The sequence below is a fragment of the Desulfocucumis palustris genome (assembly GCF_002933875.1).
Taxonomy (GTDB): Bacteria; Bacillota; Desulfotomaculia; order Desulfotomaculales; family Desulfocucumaceae; genus Desulfocucumis; species Desulfocucumis palustris.
This window is the reverse complement of the sequence record NZ_BFAV01000019.1, coordinates 38,211-55,104: the sequence shown is the minus strand read 5'-3', so window position 1 is coordinate 55,104 and position 16,894 is coordinate 38,211. Positions and strand designations below refer to the sequence as shown.

At 42.7% G+C, this 16,894-nt stretch carries 17 protein-coding genes; 3 read left to right on the top strand and 14 right to left on the bottom strand.

Going from position 1 to position 16,894, the window contains the following annotated elements; genetic code table 11:
- Window positions 1–85 precede the first annotated feature (85 nt).
- From DCCM_RS01955 to DCCM_RS01945, 3 genes are all read left to right on the top strand, one after another.
- Window positions 86–1,210 carry a PRK06851 family protein gene (locus DCCM_RS01955; protein ID WP_231702606.1) on the top strand — a complete coding sequence of 375 codons (1,125 nt, stop codon included), beginning with the start codon at window positions 86–88 and terminating at the stop codon, window positions 1,208–1,210.
- A 152-nt stretch (window positions 1,211–1,362) separates the two neighbouring features.
- The gene (locus DCCM_RS01950; RefSeq protein ID WP_231702605.1) at window positions 1,363–1,620 is read left to right on the top strand and encodes a type II toxin-antitoxin system HicB family antitoxin; all 258 of its coding nucleotides are present in this window, start codon (window positions 1,363–1,365) and stop codon (window positions 1,618–1,620) included.
- Window positions 1,617–1,823 (top strand): type II toxin-antitoxin system HicA family toxin, encoded by a 207-nt coding sequence (locus tag DCCM_RS01945; protein ID WP_104370785.1) that lies wholly within the window; start codon window positions 1,617–1,619, stop codon window positions 1,821–1,823. The genes DCCM_RS01950 and DCCM_RS01945 overlap by 4 nt, the downstream gene beginning before the upstream one ends.
- A 164-nt stretch (window positions 1,824–1,987) precedes the next feature.
- On the opposite strand, the gene DCCM_RS19390 is transcribed toward DCCM_RS01945, so the two are convergent.
- The 14 genes from DCCM_RS19390 to DCCM_RS01880 form a co-directional block, all read right to left on the bottom strand.
- Complete coding sequence (locus DCCM_RS19390) at window positions 1,988–2,722, bottom strand: globin-coupled sensor protein (protein ID WP_104370784.1); 735 nt, start codon at window positions 2,720–2,722, stop codon at window positions 1,988–1,990.
- A gap of 141 nt (window positions 2,723–2,863) precedes the next feature.
- Complete coding sequence (locus tag DCCM_RS01935; RefSeq protein WP_174705129.1) at window positions 2,864–3,121, bottom strand: hypothetical protein; 258 nt, start codon at window positions 3,119–3,121, stop codon at window positions 2,864–2,866.
- 254 nt (window positions 3,122–3,375) lie between these two features.
- Window positions 3,376–4,731 carry a hypothetical protein gene (locus DCCM_RS01930; RefSeq protein WP_104370783.1) on the bottom strand — a complete coding sequence of 452 codons (1,356 nt, stop codon included), beginning with the start codon at window positions 4,729–4,731 and terminating at the stop codon, window positions 3,376–3,378.
- On the bottom strand, window positions 4,716–4,898 hold the full coding sequence (locus DCCM_RS01925) for a hypothetical protein (RefSeq protein WP_104370782.1): 183 nt from the start codon (window positions 4,896–4,898) through the stop codon (window positions 4,716–4,718). Before DCCM_RS01925 ends, DCCM_RS01930 begins: the two co-directional genes overlap by 16 nt.
- Window positions 4,899–5,227: 329 nt before the next feature.
- On the bottom strand, window positions 5,228–6,337 hold the full coding sequence (locus DCCM_RS01920; RefSeq protein ID WP_104370781.1) for a hypothetical protein: 1,110 nt from the start codon (window positions 6,335–6,337) through the stop codon (window positions 5,228–5,230).
- A gap of 37 nt (window positions 6,338–6,374) precedes the next feature.
- The gene (locus tag DCCM_RS01915; protein WP_104370780.1) at window positions 6,375–7,388 is read right to left on the bottom strand and encodes a hypothetical protein; all 1,014 of its coding nucleotides are present in this window, start codon (window positions 7,386–7,388) and stop codon (window positions 6,375–6,377) included.
- Window positions 7,389–7,471: 83 nt separating this feature from the next.
- Window positions 7,472–7,651, bottom strand: a complete 180-nt coding sequence (locus tag DCCM_RS18285; protein WP_128739056.1) for a hypothetical protein — start codon at window positions 7,649–7,651, stop codon at window positions 7,472–7,474.
- A 6-nt stretch (window positions 7,652–7,657) separates the two neighbouring features.
- On the bottom strand, window positions 7,658–8,413 hold the full coding sequence (locus tag DCCM_RS01910) for a C39 family peptidase (RefSeq protein ID WP_165791984.1): 756 nt from the start codon (window positions 8,411–8,413) through the stop codon (window positions 7,658–7,660).
- 189 nt (window positions 8,414–8,602) lie between these two features.
- Entirely contained in the window at window positions 8,603–11,449 is a 2,847-nt protein-coding gene (locus DCCM_RS01905; protein WP_104370778.1) for a CBM96 family carbohydrate-binding protein, read from the bottom strand.
- Window positions 11,450–11,520: 71 nt separating this feature from the next.
- On the bottom strand, window positions 11,521–13,806 hold the full coding sequence (locus DCCM_RS01900; protein ID WP_104370777.1) for a hypothetical protein: 2,286 nt from the start codon (window positions 13,804–13,806) through the stop codon (window positions 11,521–11,523).
- A 15-nt stretch (window positions 13,807–13,821) separates the two neighbouring features.
- On the bottom strand, window positions 13,822–15,327 hold the full coding sequence (locus DCCM_RS01895; protein ID WP_104370776.1) for a discoidin/SUN/FTP domain-containing protein: 1,506 nt from the start codon (window positions 15,325–15,327) through the stop codon (window positions 13,822–13,824).
- Between the two features lie 44 nt (window positions 15,328–15,371).
- Window positions 15,372–15,584: a hypothetical protein gene (locus DCCM_RS01890; RefSeq protein WP_104370775.1), complete on the bottom strand. Its 213-nt coding sequence runs from the start codon at window positions 15,582–15,584 to the stop codon at window positions 15,372–15,374.
- Entirely contained in the window at window positions 15,585–16,148 is a 564-nt protein-coding gene (locus DCCM_RS01885; RefSeq protein ID WP_104370774.1) for a hypothetical protein, read from the bottom strand.
- Window positions 16,149–16,213: 65 nt separating this feature from the next.
- A complete protein-coding gene (locus DCCM_RS01880) occupies window positions 16,214–16,801 on the bottom strand; it encodes a hypothetical protein (RefSeq protein WP_104370773.1) in 588 nt (195 codons plus the stop codon).
- Window positions 16,802–16,894: the final 93 nt, after the last annotated feature.

The following is a 16,894-nucleotide window of genomic DNA, read 5'->3' as shown; positions in this document are numbered from 1 at the left end:
CGCTGAAATAAAAAATCATATATCCCCGAATCTTGCATTTTCTTCCGCCACGGCAAATATATTTATAGACAGGAGGTGATGGTGCGTGAAAGGCGACAGAATAAAAGGAAACCTTAAAAAATATTTTCCCGGAGGCAATACCAGCAAAGGCTTCCATTCCTTTTATGATTACATCATTGAAACCGACGCCAACAGGATTTTTGTTATTAAAGGCGGCCCGGGGGTCGGCAAATCCACCTTCATGCGAAAAATCGGAGAGGAAATGCTTGATAGAGGCTATGATGTGGAGTTTCACTGCTGTTCCTCGGACAACGGCTCTCTGGATGGTGTTGTGATACCGGCAATCCGGGTAGCCCTCCTGGATGGAACAAGCCCCCACGTGGTTGACCCCCGTAATCCCGGTGCGGTGGACGAGATAATACATCTGGGGGACCATTGGGATTCCAAGGGGCTGACGGGGAACAAACAAGAAATACTGGCGACCAACCGGGAAGTCGGAAGACTTTTCCGCAGGGCATACGGTTATCTGGCCAGCGCCAAAATATTCCTGGACCAGGTGGAATCCTACTATCAGGACACAGGAGCCCTGGACGCGGGGGCGCTGGATAAAGTTTGTCTTGAACTGACACACCGGATATTTGAGGGGAAAAACCGACAAACGGATAAGCCAAAAGCAAGACACCTTTTTATAACCGCAATCACCCCTGACGGCTCGGTGAGTCATTTAAATACCGTGGTGGACGATTTGAGCAAAAGGTATATTATCACCGGGGATGATGGAACTGGTAAAACCACGCTGGTAAAAAGGCTGGCGGACGCCGCCATGATGAGGGGTTTTGATGTTGAGGCCTATCACTGCGCCCTTACGCCGGAGAATATAGACCACCTGGTCATACCACAGCTGGATATTGCCGTTATTAATTCCGTTGAGCCTCATTTTTACAAGCCCCGGGCCGAGGATGAAATAATCGACACCATGCAGTTCGTCAACCCTGTTCTGGATTCCCGGTATCTTGCCGAAAAGACCACCGCCCGGGAAATGTACCGCCGGAGCATGGAACTGGCCATAGAGTTCATCGCCAAAGCCAAGGCCGAGCACGACCGCATGGAAACCTTATACGTACCGTACATGAACTTTGACGAAGTTAACGCCCGGAGGGAGCAAACCCTGACCAGGATACTGGAAATCGCCGCTACCCAAGACATATAGTGAAAAACCCGCGACCAACGCGGGTTTTTTGAATCAGGTGCCGAAGAAAGGAATCCAACCCTTACGGTGTTGCCACTCCCTTTTTTAAATAAGCATTCAAGATTTACAAATACTGGCTAATATAATATTATAGTTTAAAGGCTATTTAGGAGTTGATTAAGCTGCCTATTTTAACGGCTTTTACAAGTGCGGCAATGCGTGAGGCAAAATATAAAATACTTGAGGATGGTTCTTTTTTTGGTGAAATACCTTCCTGTCCGGGTGTATGGGCAAACCAAAAGTCACTGGAGGACTGTAGGGAAGAACTTCAAGAAGTTCTCGAAGAATGGCTTATTCTTAAATTACGCGACCATGACCCGCTTCCACAGATCGGCGGGATTGATCTTAATGTAACAGTGGCCGAAGCATGAAGCCCATTAACAAACGAGAATTAATCAGACGCTTACGGTCATTTGGATTTGAAGGCCCGTTTTCGGGAGATCGCCACTCTTTTATGCGTAAAGGACAATTAAAACTGCGTATCCCAAACCCACACGAAGGCGACATTAGCGTTCCATTACTGAAGGAAATACTTAGGCAAGCTGGTATTACCGAAGAAAGCTGGGAAAACTAATTTACAGTATTACCAGCAAAGTATGGGATAATCTTTCAGGACAATTGAAAAATCAGTAGCTTCATACACTTTCCTGAACGACAAGGAAAGCCCCTTTTGGCATAAAAGGGGCTTTACCGTTAGCACAGCCGGCAGACTTTTCCTGCCGTTAGTTTTCCAGAGGATTATTTCAACATCATTTTGTCAATGGCGCCCTGGTTCTTCCGTACCGTCTCCGCGATATCCTTGGCGGACCTGGCGGATTTTTCCGCCAGTTTTCTAACCTCCCCGGCAACCACCGCGAAGGTCCGGCCGTGCTCTCCGGCCCGGGCGGCTTCAATGGAAGCATTCAGAGACAGCATATTGGTCTGCTCGGCTATTTCTTCAATCACCTTGGCCACCAGGCCTATATCCTGGCCAAAGGTCAGCAATTGCTGCAATTGATCGGTTATATAATTTTCTATGGCCAGCTGCATGTCAAAATTAACCCTTTTCTGAAAAGCATTATACGCCCTTTGCAGGGCGGCGGGGTCTTCCGGGTGTTCCGACTGCAATAGCATGTATATTTCGGATAAATAAATTTGATAGGCGCCGATATACCATTTGGGAGAGAGCCCTATTTCCCGGTGCTTTAAGCCGATGGCAAGGCGACGATTCACATAATTTCCATCCAGATTGCCGGAAGTCAGGCTGATAAAATATTGCTTTTGGGTATCCTTTAACCTGTTTATGGTGCTGTGAGTTTCAATGAGTTTTCTTAACTCCTGGTTTTTCAATATATGATTATAAAAAACCTCCACAACCCTGTCCGCTTCCCGGGTAAAAACGTCTTTATAATTGCTCATTAAAGCTATCTCTTCTTCGGTGATGCCAAGAAAATCAACCTGCCCCTGACGGAAATTATCATCCAAGCGGCTCATCAACTCCCTATAAAAGTTATTGCACCTAATATATTTTATTGATTGAATGAATTTCCTTTTTCTTTTTTGACTTTTTTCGATAAAATTATTGCCTTAAAAAGGGGCGAATTGCTGAAGGAGCTCGCGGGCATCTGGCGGATTTTATTTCATATGGTTTTGATATTCCGCCTCCACAGTATCTTCCACAAGCTCTGCAGGCGCGCCTTTTACAGTTTTACCGTCCACATATGCTTCAGCCAGGACATAAATCACAGCGGAGCCAACTGCGCCTATAAGACCCAATATCTCCGCGGTGGTGTCTTCGCCGGCATTTGCCAGCACACAGACACTGGTGGTAATGGCGGAGATGAATGCCCAAAATTTTCTGCTTCCCAATTTTTTCTTCCAATTAATACTCATTTTTATTGCCTCCCTCTCATTGCGGCTGTATCTCATCTTTCAATGTCTTAATATCCTTTTTGCTTCCTTACAATCTCTTCTTCCTTATTGTTCCTAGTTTTCTTTGGACTGAACTGTTTCCATCATAGAATCTTTAAATTGCACTGTAGCTTTTTTGGGACAATTCCCTGATAAATACTTTAGTCTGAGTTTCAGCTATATCATCTATTTTTAAGGCACTATAGATTCATAGGCAGGATTTAATCGTGGCTTTTTCACATTATGAAAGCATATTGGCAACTAATATAACCAATATTATTATTGTTACCAACCAACAAACGATGGTGAATAGAACCATGTAAGTTTAATATTGCGCGTTGCGCTTCCTTTGTCATTAAATCATGTAAAATAATACCATTTTTATCTATTAATTGTCCTGCAATATTAGGTGACTCAACATCAACTTGCAATATCGGATGAACAATATCAACAATACCAATATTATTGTTGTTACCAACTAGCAAACGATGGTGAATAGAACCAGGCAAGTTTAATGTAGCGCGTTGCGCTTCCTTTGCCACTAAACCATGTAAAATAATACCGTTTATATCTGTTAATTGCTCCGCAATATTAGGTGACTCAACATCAACTTGGAGCATCGGATGAATAATATCAACAATACCAATGTTATTATTGTTGCCAACTAACAAACGATGGTGAATAGAACCGGGTAAGTTCAATGTAGCGCGTTGTGCTTCCTTTGCTGCTAAACCATGTAAAATAATACCATTTTTATCTGCTGATTGCTCCACAATATTAGGTGACTCAACATCAACTTGGAGTATCGGACGAACAATATCAACAATACCAATGTTATTATTGTTGCCAACCAACAAACGATGGTGAATAGAACCAGGTAAGTTTAATATAGCACGTTGTGCTTCATTTGCTACTAAACCATGCAAAATAACACCATTTTTATCTGTTGATGGCTCCGCAATATTAGGTGATTCAACATCAACTTGTAATATCGGATAAACAATATCAACAATACCAATGTTATTATTGTTGCCAACCAACAAACGATGGTAAATAGAACCAGGCAATGTAGCGCGTTGCGCTTCATCTCCTATTAAACCATGTAAAATAACACCATTTATATCTGCTGATTGCTCTGCAATATTGGGTAACTCAACATCAACTTGTGGTATTGGATGAACAATATCAACATTACTGTTGTTACCAACTAACAAACGATGGTGAATAGAACCAGGTAATGTAGCGCGCTGTGTTTGATTACCCATTAAAACATGTAAAATAATACCATTTTTAGCTGATTGCTCCGCAATATTAGGTGACTCAACATTAATTTGTACTGCTGGATAAACAATATCAACGTTATTGTTGATACCAACTAATAAACGATGGTGAATAGAACCAGGTAATGTAACGCGTTGTGCTTCATTTGCTACCAAACCATGTGAAATAACACCATTTTTATCTGTTGATTGCTCCGCAATATTAGGTAATTCAACATCAACTTGTGATATTAGATGAGCAATAGCAATAACAATATCAATGTTATTGCTATAGAGGTTTGATAATTTTACTCCTTTTAAATTAATCCCCAACCAATTCTCACCTCAATCAAACTACCAAGCATAAAACCATTAATGGTAACATAACTAAACTTTCCACCTACTAATGAATATTCCTGGTCAAACTGAACAGTTTGACCACAGTGATTAAACAGTATTTCCGTTTGAAACTGTACACCTTCTCCGGCAAAGTTGAACACCGGATATGGTCCTCTTGCTAAATTGAATTTATACATCTGAAAGATGCAAATAAATTCAAGGAGGGGCATAGAGATGATCAGTTACAAAGAGATTCCGCTGTCGCGCTTGATCAAAAACGCTGGTTTTGCCTCCAATGACGCGTGTATTGAGAACATTGTACTAAGCAGGTGGGCTTAATTTTATGGTGGTTTTCATTTCGGAATCATCTTCATACATTACTATAAAGCAAAAATTGACAAGTTATGTTTGAATAAACCAAAATACACAGATTATCTAAAAACCTTCGCCTGAGGGCGAAGGTTTTTAGACTTGGCGGTTAAAATTCTTATTAGGCAATAAAATGATTAAATAGTGCCACCACTCTACTGCCAGCAAAGCTACTGTTACCGGTGCTTCCACAAACACAAACATCATACACTTCGTTACCAACTGTTATAGTATCACCATGAATAACACCGGCAGCAGGTAAAGCATAGATATGTTGCATCTCTCCACGAATACCATCCATAGCATCACCAATTTCCATTGGTGCCATATAATATAGGTCTCCCTGTCCGGGGTTGGTAGAAGGTAATGCACAATAAATATTGTAAACAGGTAAAAATGTTGCACCAGTTCTATTTTTTATGGGTTTAACGGTTGCCAGTGTAGTATTTGATGACGCAAAAAACGAAGCCGTATTGTCAGTTTCAGCAATACCATAAAAAGATGGTTTACCAATATAAGCCACTGCATTAATTGCGGTGTTAATTGCTGGATCAGCTGTTAGAACTATAATAACATGGTCATTATAAATATAAAACTTATAATCGACCGGAGAAGTAGCTGCAACAACATTACTACCATAAATAAAGTATTGTGCACCGTCGTTTACTTTAGTACCATTTACTCCGTTTACACCTTGATCATACTGGCATGTAATAATAATATCACCGACTATCTTTTTAGTTATAGTTACAATATTGGTTGTCACAGTTACATTGTAAGCAGCAGCAATATCTATATCAGCAGCCAGGATATTCTTGATATTAGTGGCAATTATAGAAGTAGTATTACCAGCAGCTACAGTAATAAGAAATTGCTTATTAAGAATATTGTCAGAAAAATCAATATTAAAAGTGCCAGCAGCAGTGCAAGCTGTATTAACAGTAAGAGTATGAACAGCAGCAGTAGATGTATTGCCAACAACTGTTTTATCTAAAGTAGCTGTAACACCGGTAGTGCCACGAATATAATCTTCCAATGGGCCAACATAAACCTGATTACTATTTGCTGTGATAGCCCCAAATCTAATAAACATATCTTTCCCATTGACAGTTTTCTTTAGAACACCATCAACAATAGAAGACATAACCTTAACCCAACCATTAGATTCCATGGCATCCAAAAATTTTTGAGAAAGTTCATTATACAAACATCTTCCTTGAATAATAGGCACTTAATATTCCTCCTTCTTATAGATAAATAATACTAATTTATAATTGATATTTAACAGCTAACACAAAATCAATTGCACCAGTGTCATTTGCACTCATGCCATATTGAAATCCGTTATATGGGGAATAATAATTATTAGCCCAACGATAAGTTGGCGGAGCAGTAGCATACGGCCACACTAACAGGTATGGCTGCTCATTTTCTTTAATTGTCTTAACAAATCCGTAAGACGAATCAAGATCTCTAAAAGTTGACCGCTTCAACTTGGTAGCAAACACATTCTGTATTGAACCAATAAGCATGGCATTATATATAACAGTAGGTTGTGTATACACTAATATTGGATGTAAATATAATTGTCTATCCGAACTAAACCGTTCATAATATGCAGTCGTGCCGTAGATGGGTACTGTATGAAATACATTATGATTAACTTTGGCGCAGGGGCCATCGACAGTAGTAAAATAATTATCCAAATTTTGAGATTTTGTAGATGATAATAATATAACACCAATACCATCTGGATGGATGCCATGTGGTGTCAAAGAACCGAAAAATCCACATGCCCTACGGGGGCGATAAGTATTTGTATTGTACACATCCATTATAGCTAAAAATATGAAAGTATCTTCCACAATTAAATGCCATTCAATAGGATTAGTACCAGTATAGCTACTCAAACATGCTAAAAATAGCGTACATCTACGCAAATCAATATATACACCAGCACTAGGCGTTATGCCAGGCGTATAATCATAAGCACCACCGATAACCAAACCATAGCTATAATAACCATACATATTACTCCATATGTCAGTATAAGTATTTGGCTCACCGACTCCAGTGGTAGGTTCGACTAATAAACTTATATCAAAAGTAAGCTGTTTGTTATTAACCTTGGCTACTGACTTATATACTCGACACCACCTATTATCAACAGAAGGAGGATTTGAAGCAATATTATCACCCCATTTCCCTGTACTTTCAATAGCAGCACATATGGCATCAACTAATTGTTGCCCATAATTGTTCGTTCCCGTAAAATATGGCATTTACTTCACTCCACTACTTTAAATTAGAAATAGTATAGGAATAGACTTCCCGCTTATCTTCGGTTTCCAGCTTAGTTAGCCGTTCACTCTGACTTGATTTCATCATCTACAGTATTTTCAATATCAACCAGACGTTCTTCCAGATTGGTAAAGGTCTGCTCATCAAAAACACCATTTGTAGTAGAGCGACCTGAGCGCCCCATGAGGTTTAGCAAGGAGAGTGATACCGCCGGGTATCGCTCTTTTTTGTATCGTAGAAACACTATTCCTCATACCCTCTTTCGAACCCCGGCAGCTTCAGCAATACGGTTAAGCAACACAATGCTTAGCCACTCCATGGAATAATCGGGCAGCTTTTCAAGACCGGCCTTATGCATCTCCGGATCGTTTAGCAGCCCCCTGGCCGCAAGTTCGTCGATACTCTCCCTGGCGGCATTAATTTTCCACGCCTGTTCAGGATCGTCAATCATCAGTTTAGCCACTTCGTCCCCCTCCTTTTGGAGATTTTGCACCTGATCCTTTTTATAGAAGATAAAATACATTCGGCCCTCCCGGCGGAACAAATCATAGGGAGCCCGGGTACGAACAGTGCTGTTGGGATCGTTAACCAGGATCTGTTTGTTTATCTCATCCAGCCCCCACAATACAATGTAGTGACCGGACTTTGTGAAATACCCCGATCCCATGCTGGCCACTATCAGCGCGCCCTTTTGAAGAGCTTTGATTGCTTCGTCGGCAGAATCGTTCCGGACTAAATCAAGGCAGTACTTCCCGGCGGCGAAAGCAAAGAATCCCCAATCAACCCCATTATTATAGGTGCGGTAGCCATTATCCACTATAATCTTCGCTATTTCCGGCGGGTAAACAGCTTTGCCGGTAAATGCCGTAAGAATCATGGCAAAAGAGGCGGCCCCGCAGCCGGAGGAGCCAATGGTCTGTTTGGGGTCGTTATGATTGCTGAACATTATCCCCGACCATTTTTTGTCTGTTTGCAGATAATGAACTGGCTTTTTGAATTCCGCCATTGAAAATTCCTCCTCAATCATGGGCAAAGCTTATATTCTTATGTGTATCCTTCACTATAACCACCTCCAAGCACCTCCGGCTGCTGTAAAGGCAACCCAGTTATAGAATAGGACAAAAATAAAAAAAGAGAACACCCTAAATTCATTATCCATATTTAAACCATAAACCGGGGCTGGCGCCCCGGTCCATTACATTATGAAAGCATACCCGCAAGTTGCCTTTCTAATCTCCATGCAACAATTTGAGGCAAGTTTACTTACTCCTATGCAGCAGCCCGCGGCAGGTTTATTTACCCCCATACGGCAGTCTACCGTGGTTTTACTTACCGCAATCCTTGAATATATGCTCTTCTCACTGTTAAGCCTGACATGAACTTCACCGGGAACTGTTTCCGCACATTTAACTTCTATGCTGCCTCTCTCTGCCGGCCTGTTCACCGCAAGCCCGCCCGCCTTCTGAGGGTGGCTTACCCGGAGGACACCTTGCTGGTGCTTACGGCTGACTGCCATACCGGCGAAAACAGCCGGACGACTTACGCTCAGGCTTGATTGAACGCCTATTTCATCAAACCTTCTAATTACAATAACGCCCGGAACTCCCGGCTTCTCCTTAACCGTGACAACTCCGCAAGCCGCCGGGCAGCTGACTGCCATCCTTGAAACCACATGCTTTTCATCATACCGCCTGATAACAATATTACCTTCAGCCCGGTTCCTTAACTTGAGTAATATTTTACCATAAGTAAAATATTTGCTAATTACCACGCGGCCATGCTCAATAGGGCGACTTACACCCAAAGCGCCTAAAATTAGCGGTTTACCGAGCACCAATGAGCCATGCACCTTACGCTTGCTAATGACCATCGAGCCGGAAACGATACTTCCATGTCCTATCCTTAAAACAGATCCCACATCTGACAGGTACTTAACCCGAACTTCAACCACACCCGGCTCTTCTGAGCCATCGTAAGCGGGGATATGAATCTTGCCAAAAACACACTGCGAAACAATACCCAGCACACCCGGCACAACACCGGCCCCGGTGATGTTCATAACCGCCCGCTTTATATGGTTGAGCTTAATTCTGATAAAAGCAGGCTGTTTTGTTGCACCCCCGGCACGCACCAGGATCCGGCCGGAAGTTTGTTTCTTTTCCTTCAGCTCCACTGCCCCCGCCACCTGCGGATGGCTGATGAACAATCGCCCCAATAAGGACTCCACCTTACGCACACTTATCCTGCCCGGCACATTACCATGCGCCTTAACCGCTATGGAGCCCTCAAGAACAGGTTTTCCAACAGTCAGATTTCCCGGGATATATTTATCATGCTTAATGCATATTAAACCAATAATCCCCGGCTGGTTGATAAAAAGCCGGCCTGGAGCATAACCGCTAACTTTGATGTGAATCACACCGACAGCACTTGGATGATTGACAATAATCTCCGAACCGACGTTTTCACTGCTTGAATTTCTAACAATGATCCGCCCTGCGACATAACCGCTGTCTTTGATGTGAATCACACCGGCAGCGCTTGGATGGTTGACAATAATCTCCGAGCCGATGCTTTCACTGCTTGAATTCCTAACAACAATACGCCCTGTAGCATAACCGCTGTCTTTGATATGAATCACACCGGAAGCACTTGGCCGGTTGACAATAATCTCCGAGCCGATGCTTTCACTGCTTGAATTCCTAACAACAATACGCCCTGTGGCATAACCGCTGTCTTTGATGTAAATCACACCGGCAGCACTTGGCCGGTTGACAATGATCTCCGAGCGGACGTTTTCACTGCTTAAATTCCTAACAGCGATCCGCCCCGCAACAACATGATTCTCTTTAATAAAAAGTTTACCTGGAGCTCCGGGTCGGCTTACGGCCATGCTGCTTTCCACGGACTCATCCACACTGCTGCGGACAGCCATCACGGAGGATACTTCATTTTTAGGCTTAACACCCACCACGCCGGTTTCCTGGGCGCGGGTGACAGCGACAACAGCTTCAGTATCATCAGAATCAGTGGTAAAAACCTGAATGGCGCCTTCAACACTGTTGTTAAAACTAACCGCCAGTGTAACCGGCACATCCGGTTTATTGACGTGTAATACACCTTCGCAAAAAAGGCTGTTTGGCTTTCCCACAACAAGCGAACCGGTAATAATACCCTTATCCGCCTGCCGGATTAATAACGCGCCGGGTGTTTCAGGTCTGGAAACAATAAGACAGGCAGGAGAAACATCATCCCTGTGAACAGTAATAACTCCGGGGACATCATTATTCCGCCAATGGCCTACAACTTCAAGAACAGCCGGCACACCCCGCTTATCCGGTCTCTGAACCCTCATGGAGCCACGTTTGGCGGACCTACCGAAGCTCATTACATTAGGGTCATAGTAAACCACTTCAAGTACCGGAGGTATGCTGCCTTCTCTTGAATAGTAGTATTGCAGGCCGGCCCCCTCTACCACGAAACCTATCTCCCCGGCCCCGCCGCCGGCCCGAAAAGCTTCAATGCAGGATAATAAATCAAATTTTAGTTCATAACCACTCCGGGACGTTACGATTAAGCCGCCGGCACCCGGCTGGTTCTTCCAGTTTATATCCGACTCTCTCCAGTTAGTGGCCGCGGAATACAAAAAACAATCAGCGCCACTGTCTTCGGAAAATCCGGTTAACCTCAGTTCAGCCTTATCTAAAGCAACACCCTGGGGAATTCTAACATCAAATACCAGGTAGCTCCGGTATTCTTCAGTGCCACTGCCGATAATAAGCTGCTGCTCAAAGCCATAGCTCAGTGCCGGGACCCTGGAGCGCACAAAGGCATCCCTTACAGGGCTATACCGGAGTATTGTTCTTGGCGGCTCCGTAATGTCTTCAACCCGCCCGAAAACTCTATTATGAACCGGAATAGCTATAGCGCCTTCCGCACCTGACTTACCTGGAGAACGGACTAAAATTTTACCTTCCGCCTGTTCCCGCCCATCAGTCAACACAGTGCCCAGGCGACCAAACATCTTGTTAAAGTAAGTCATCCATACCACCTGACTTCCATTGTATTGGACAGTTAAATCCCCCGCCCGTTCAAAGGCGGGGGAAACCGGGATCACGCCGGGTCGGCTTTAGCGTTTACTTCAAATTGCCCGCCGCCCCTTGTGGAGCTTGCCGTAACCAGCCTGGCATAAAACTTCCATCTATCTTCGTGCTGCAAAATGTCCGGATACAGCAGAGCGTCGCCAAAGTTAACGCCGTCACTGCTAAATTCAATCAGCACAGAGGCCGGCAAAGTTCCTTGCCGGGATGAAATAAGCAGGTTTTTGAGAGGCATCCCCAGCGTATTTTTAAGATAAATGGGAACAGGCAATGAAATCTGCCCGGCTATTAAAACGCCCATATTAAGCTCATTTAACAGCCCGCCAAGGTCTGTGGAATAGAGGGCGCCCTCACTGTCATCCTCCAGACACTCAATGAACATGAGGCCGGCATAATGACCAACAAAGTGGTACTCAACCGAACTTTGCTTACCCCACTGGTCTTTGGCAAATACCTCGATTTTATTGTCAGCTTCAATGTTTACCTCGTTACTGAGAAAAATTTTACGCCAGTTCACCGGGGCCGGGGTAAGCTGGGAATACTCACCTTCAGCAACCGGGTAAACCTGCTTTCCGTTAAGCCTGACAAAATATTGAATGTCGTCGCCTTCGGGATCGCCTATCTGAACATCAACGGTCAGACCCGACATAATTAAAATCAATGTGGGCTCTGTGTCAAAAAGTGTTACTGTGCCGGAAGCCGTTACCTGTTCTCCACCGGCCTGTTCGGCAGTCACAGTAATAGTGTAGGGATTCAGCCCCTGGATTACAGAAAAAGGCACAATAACCGAATCATTAACCTCTTGATCGGTATAACCGGTCCAGTCCTTAAAAACAATTGGCGGGTCTTGCAGCTCTACCTTATATTTAAAAATAGGCTTAAAGATACCTATCACCTCTACAGAGGTGGGAGTGGCGTTAGGAGCATCAGTCCATTTCAGCAACTCGGGATTTTCTAACTTCTCAAGCGGCCAGAAAGAATCACCAGGAATATTCTGCTTTGTGTTTATAGTTGCTAAAGAATCTAGACCTTTTTCCCAAAACAACTGTTCAGTGGGAGGGGAAAAAGCAATAACAGACCACTCATGCATAATTGGATCAAAATGCTTGATAGTATCATTATCTTTGATTAAATATTTAATCTTGTACAGAGAATTAACCAGAAGAACGGGACGGAAACCCTGTATAGAACTTACATATGATGATTGAGTTCCATTTTGTCCGTCCGCTCTCGTACTAACAGAATTTCTACCTCTAACAACCCGATGTCCCGGATATCCGGAAGGTGTTGTTGAACACATTGTCATTACACCATAACTACCGCTAGAACTCCAATGCCATAAGTTATCATCGCCGGCAACAATCTGTCCACCTAGTGCTGATTTTACAATGAACTCATCCCATTCACTGTCCTTGTCTATACTTGAGATACCACCACTGAGTAAGCGAACAGTATATTTCTTCTCAAATGCAGCAAATATCTCATACGTAACTTTAGGATAAAAAGTATAATTGGGATACTTACCTGCATGGATATTAAATGCATCGGGTTGACTATACACGACTTGCGAAAGAACTAAAGCCCCATTTACATAAATTGCTATTTTTTGATGTTCATACTCAATATCAATTATGTCGTTTATTGAGGCATTACTTGTAGCGGCATATCTTACAGTTGTACTATTTATAGTTACGTATAATTCACAATCGGTGTTTCCTACCCAACTATCAGTGTAACTAACTTTTGCAATTATGTTATTCGAAGAATCTGTCACATTAAACCCGGTGGCAGCTATATTGCCAATATTTGGGTTACTTAATATAGTAATTACATGCAATTTAAAGTAAGACTTATCTGCTAAAGGGATATTAGACTTTAATATGCCAGGACTAGTAAGAAAACCAGTAGAAGATGTTCCTGTAATTTCTACTTTATTACCAGTTACGGTTTCAGTTATATTATTAAAAACATCGTTCCACAACAAATCAATAGAAGATGTTATAGGTATAACAAGTCCACTACCTGATGCTACGCCAGCGGTATTAAGTGTATCCCAGGATATGCTATGTTGAACATTTCTATCAGAGACCAGTATCTTTCTACCGGCAGCATCTTCTCCAGCACAGACAAAATAAAAAAGTCCATTCGGGGTTGCAGAGCCTGCCACAGGTATCTCTTGTGCCGTACACGTTCCCAATTCAGAAAATATGCCAAACTGCCCTGATAATGCTGTATAACGACAAGGAATTGCTTGTCCCTTTGATATCGTGTTCAAATCAATATTAACATCTAACAACATTAATCTATCGCTCCCTTAACTCCAAAACAAACTGCCATCTTCTTTATATTCCAATACTGGTCTAAAACCACAAATGGAACTTACAGCATTGCTAGTATCTAAAGAAAGCCCTATCCATGCAGACCCAATCCTATTATCAAAACCCCTAACAATTCTCCAAGAGGACGTAGCGGCCTGTGAAACCCCGCTTCTGTTTGTATAAGTAGCAATAAGTGATGTGTCCCTTACACGAGTAAAATTATCTTTATGATGCCATACCGCATTATCGTCAGCCGTTATCTTACCATCCAAATCACTTTTAACTATATATGTATCCCATTCATTGTTAATAGGCCACCCACCATAACTTTGATCTATTGTTACTTTATTACCATTGACATCTGCGTATGCACAACCACCAGAAAGAGAGCGAATTATTGTATTTGAAATTATACTTAATTCACCTATACTTAGATAATTAACATTATGCGATTCCAAAAATGTAAATTTGAGTTTTATATAACCGTTCAAATCTGCATTATAAAATCGTTTCTCTGCTTGGGCAAATGGTTGTTCATTATTTACTTCATGCAATAAATACCATTTTATTTCATCATTAGAACCTTCCACTTTCCATGATTTAGGACTGTCACCAGTCGTATCATTTCTTCTTGTTATACTGTATTTCTTATTAATCCATTGTTGTTCAATTTCAAAACTAAGTATTGCTGGTAAGTTTGCAGTTCTAACCGTCCAGCAATCAAATGCATCATTTGTTGTTCCATTGAAGGCTTTATTTGGCGTATAATTACTATAATAACTACTTGCTGTTACGTTTGATGTTTTAATTATATCAGGAACTTTACATTCAATTAATTTTGCAGCATTTAATGTATCCCAGCTAATACTATGTTGAACTACCCTATCAGCAATCAGCAACCCTTTTCTTACTTTAATAAAGTAGAAAAGGCCGTCCGGTGTTGCGCTCCCCGCCACAGGGATTTCATCTGCGGTGCAGGTCCCTAATTCTGAGAAGGTACCTACAGCACCTGATAATGCTGTATATCGGCATGGAATAACATCACCAATTTGCATATCAGATAGGACTGTTTTTTGCGTCAGTATTGGATGAATCAGCTTTCCTGCATCGTCGATGTCAATGGCATCCAAATCAAATATTTTTCCCTCAGTAAGTTCGATAATAACCGTGTGTTCACCAGAAGTTAAACCAACTTTCTCATATACTAAAGCATTATAAATTAAATTGCCGTATGTGTTAATATAGTTAACAGCACCATCTATAGTTATTTTTACATTAGATGAGCGAGCTGTATTTATTGCAGATATAATTCTGAGTTTATTTCCTATAAACTTAAAATTCACACTGGAACCTACTGAACTCGAATAGTTAGCTGTGCTATTATAGTAATTAGTATTTGAATCATGCGTCCAGTTGCCAACATATAAAAATTCTGCTTTTGCTCCGTCATACCGCTTCCATCCTGCTTCAGGTGCTGTTAATTGCTGCCCTATTGTTGCCATTAATCAAAACTCCTTCCGTAACCCGCCCAATGGCGGAAGGGGTATTAAGGTTTAAACTTATAAATCTTATCCCATTTAGTCATATCAGGCGCATAGGAAAACATCCTCCCTGCGCTCAGTGCCCCTGTATCGGCCATGGTATAAGTTTTTGACTCCTCCCCGGGTACGGGAGGAGTAATTTTAAAGGAAAATACATAGTCATTATTTTTATAAACCATCCCCGAAGGATTGGTTATTGTAATAACCGCATCAGCCATTTACCTTACCTCCCACATAGCCTCCAACCCCACGCCTTTCTGAAGCGGGACAGGAATCTGCTCCATTGTTTGACCATTCCTCCTGATCACCAGTTCCCCATCTGCAATATCCCTGTCCGCCACCAGCCGGAAGGTGGCGTAGACGGGCCTGTCATAAGGAATAAATACCACCGGCTTAAAATGTAATTCCAGGTCCCCAAGCTGCAACCGGACTTTATATCCAAAGCAATACTGAACAATCCTTGTATTTGACCGCCTGCAGGTAAGTGGACTTATCTCGGTGTAGGCCTGCTTAAAAGAAATACAGTCATTGTAAAGCTTCGTTTGTCCGGTAAGCGGATATTCTTTTTCACCAACCCGGTAGGCCAGCTCCACAATCCTTCCCGCCAGGTTAAAAATACCTGTGGACACGTCATAATAAAGAGACATTCCGCGCCCGGCAAGTCCGAAGGCAATAAGTTTATCTTTTTGAATTTCCTTGAAAAGATGGGCTTTGCCGCTTTCTTCAATCTCCACCAGATGGGTTCCATCAGCGTATTCCGCACACCAGGTAAAGTCTTGCATTTTATTTCCCCTTTTTATTAATAAGCCCGCCCACAATGGGGCGGGCCGGTTACGGACTTAAAATTTTAATACCAGTAGCTTATCCGCAGCAGGAACTCAAACTTGCCGGCCGGCGCGATGGCCGGCGGAAAGGCGTCAATAAGAACTTCCACAAAGTTACCCATTGCATGACTTTTATCACCATCATTTTTTACACCGAGAATATCCACAGTGTGGCCGGGATAGGGATAATGAGCCGGCGGGTGGTCGGGGTCCGCCGGATAAGTGTTTTGATGCGGGGTGGAAGTCACCCCATTATAGTTAGTCGATCTGGTGGTATAAATGTGCTTTGCGCCGGTACCGCCAATGGCAGTAAAATTTCCATCAGAAACAGACACATTTTTTACCCGTATCATTTTGTGCTCCACCACCGGGCCGTCGAAAGCGCCTTCATGTCCAGGCTCGTTGTTGGCCGTGGTAATGTTGACATCCTGCATGTCGGGCGCATCATCCGTGGTATTGGCGTAGTTATTCCAAATAAGCACCCCGGCCTTACGATTGGCGGGAAGTTCAAAACCCGCGTCGACCACCCCAAGATCCCACTTGCCTCCACTGGGCCATACACCGCTGTTATCGGCTAATCGCCATGAAATAACCGGTGCGGCTAAAGCCATATTACATTCCTCCCCTTATATTCCAAAATAAAGCGCATCACTCAATTCAACACGCCCCACCACTAAAAAACCTGCTAAAATTAGTATAGGGAT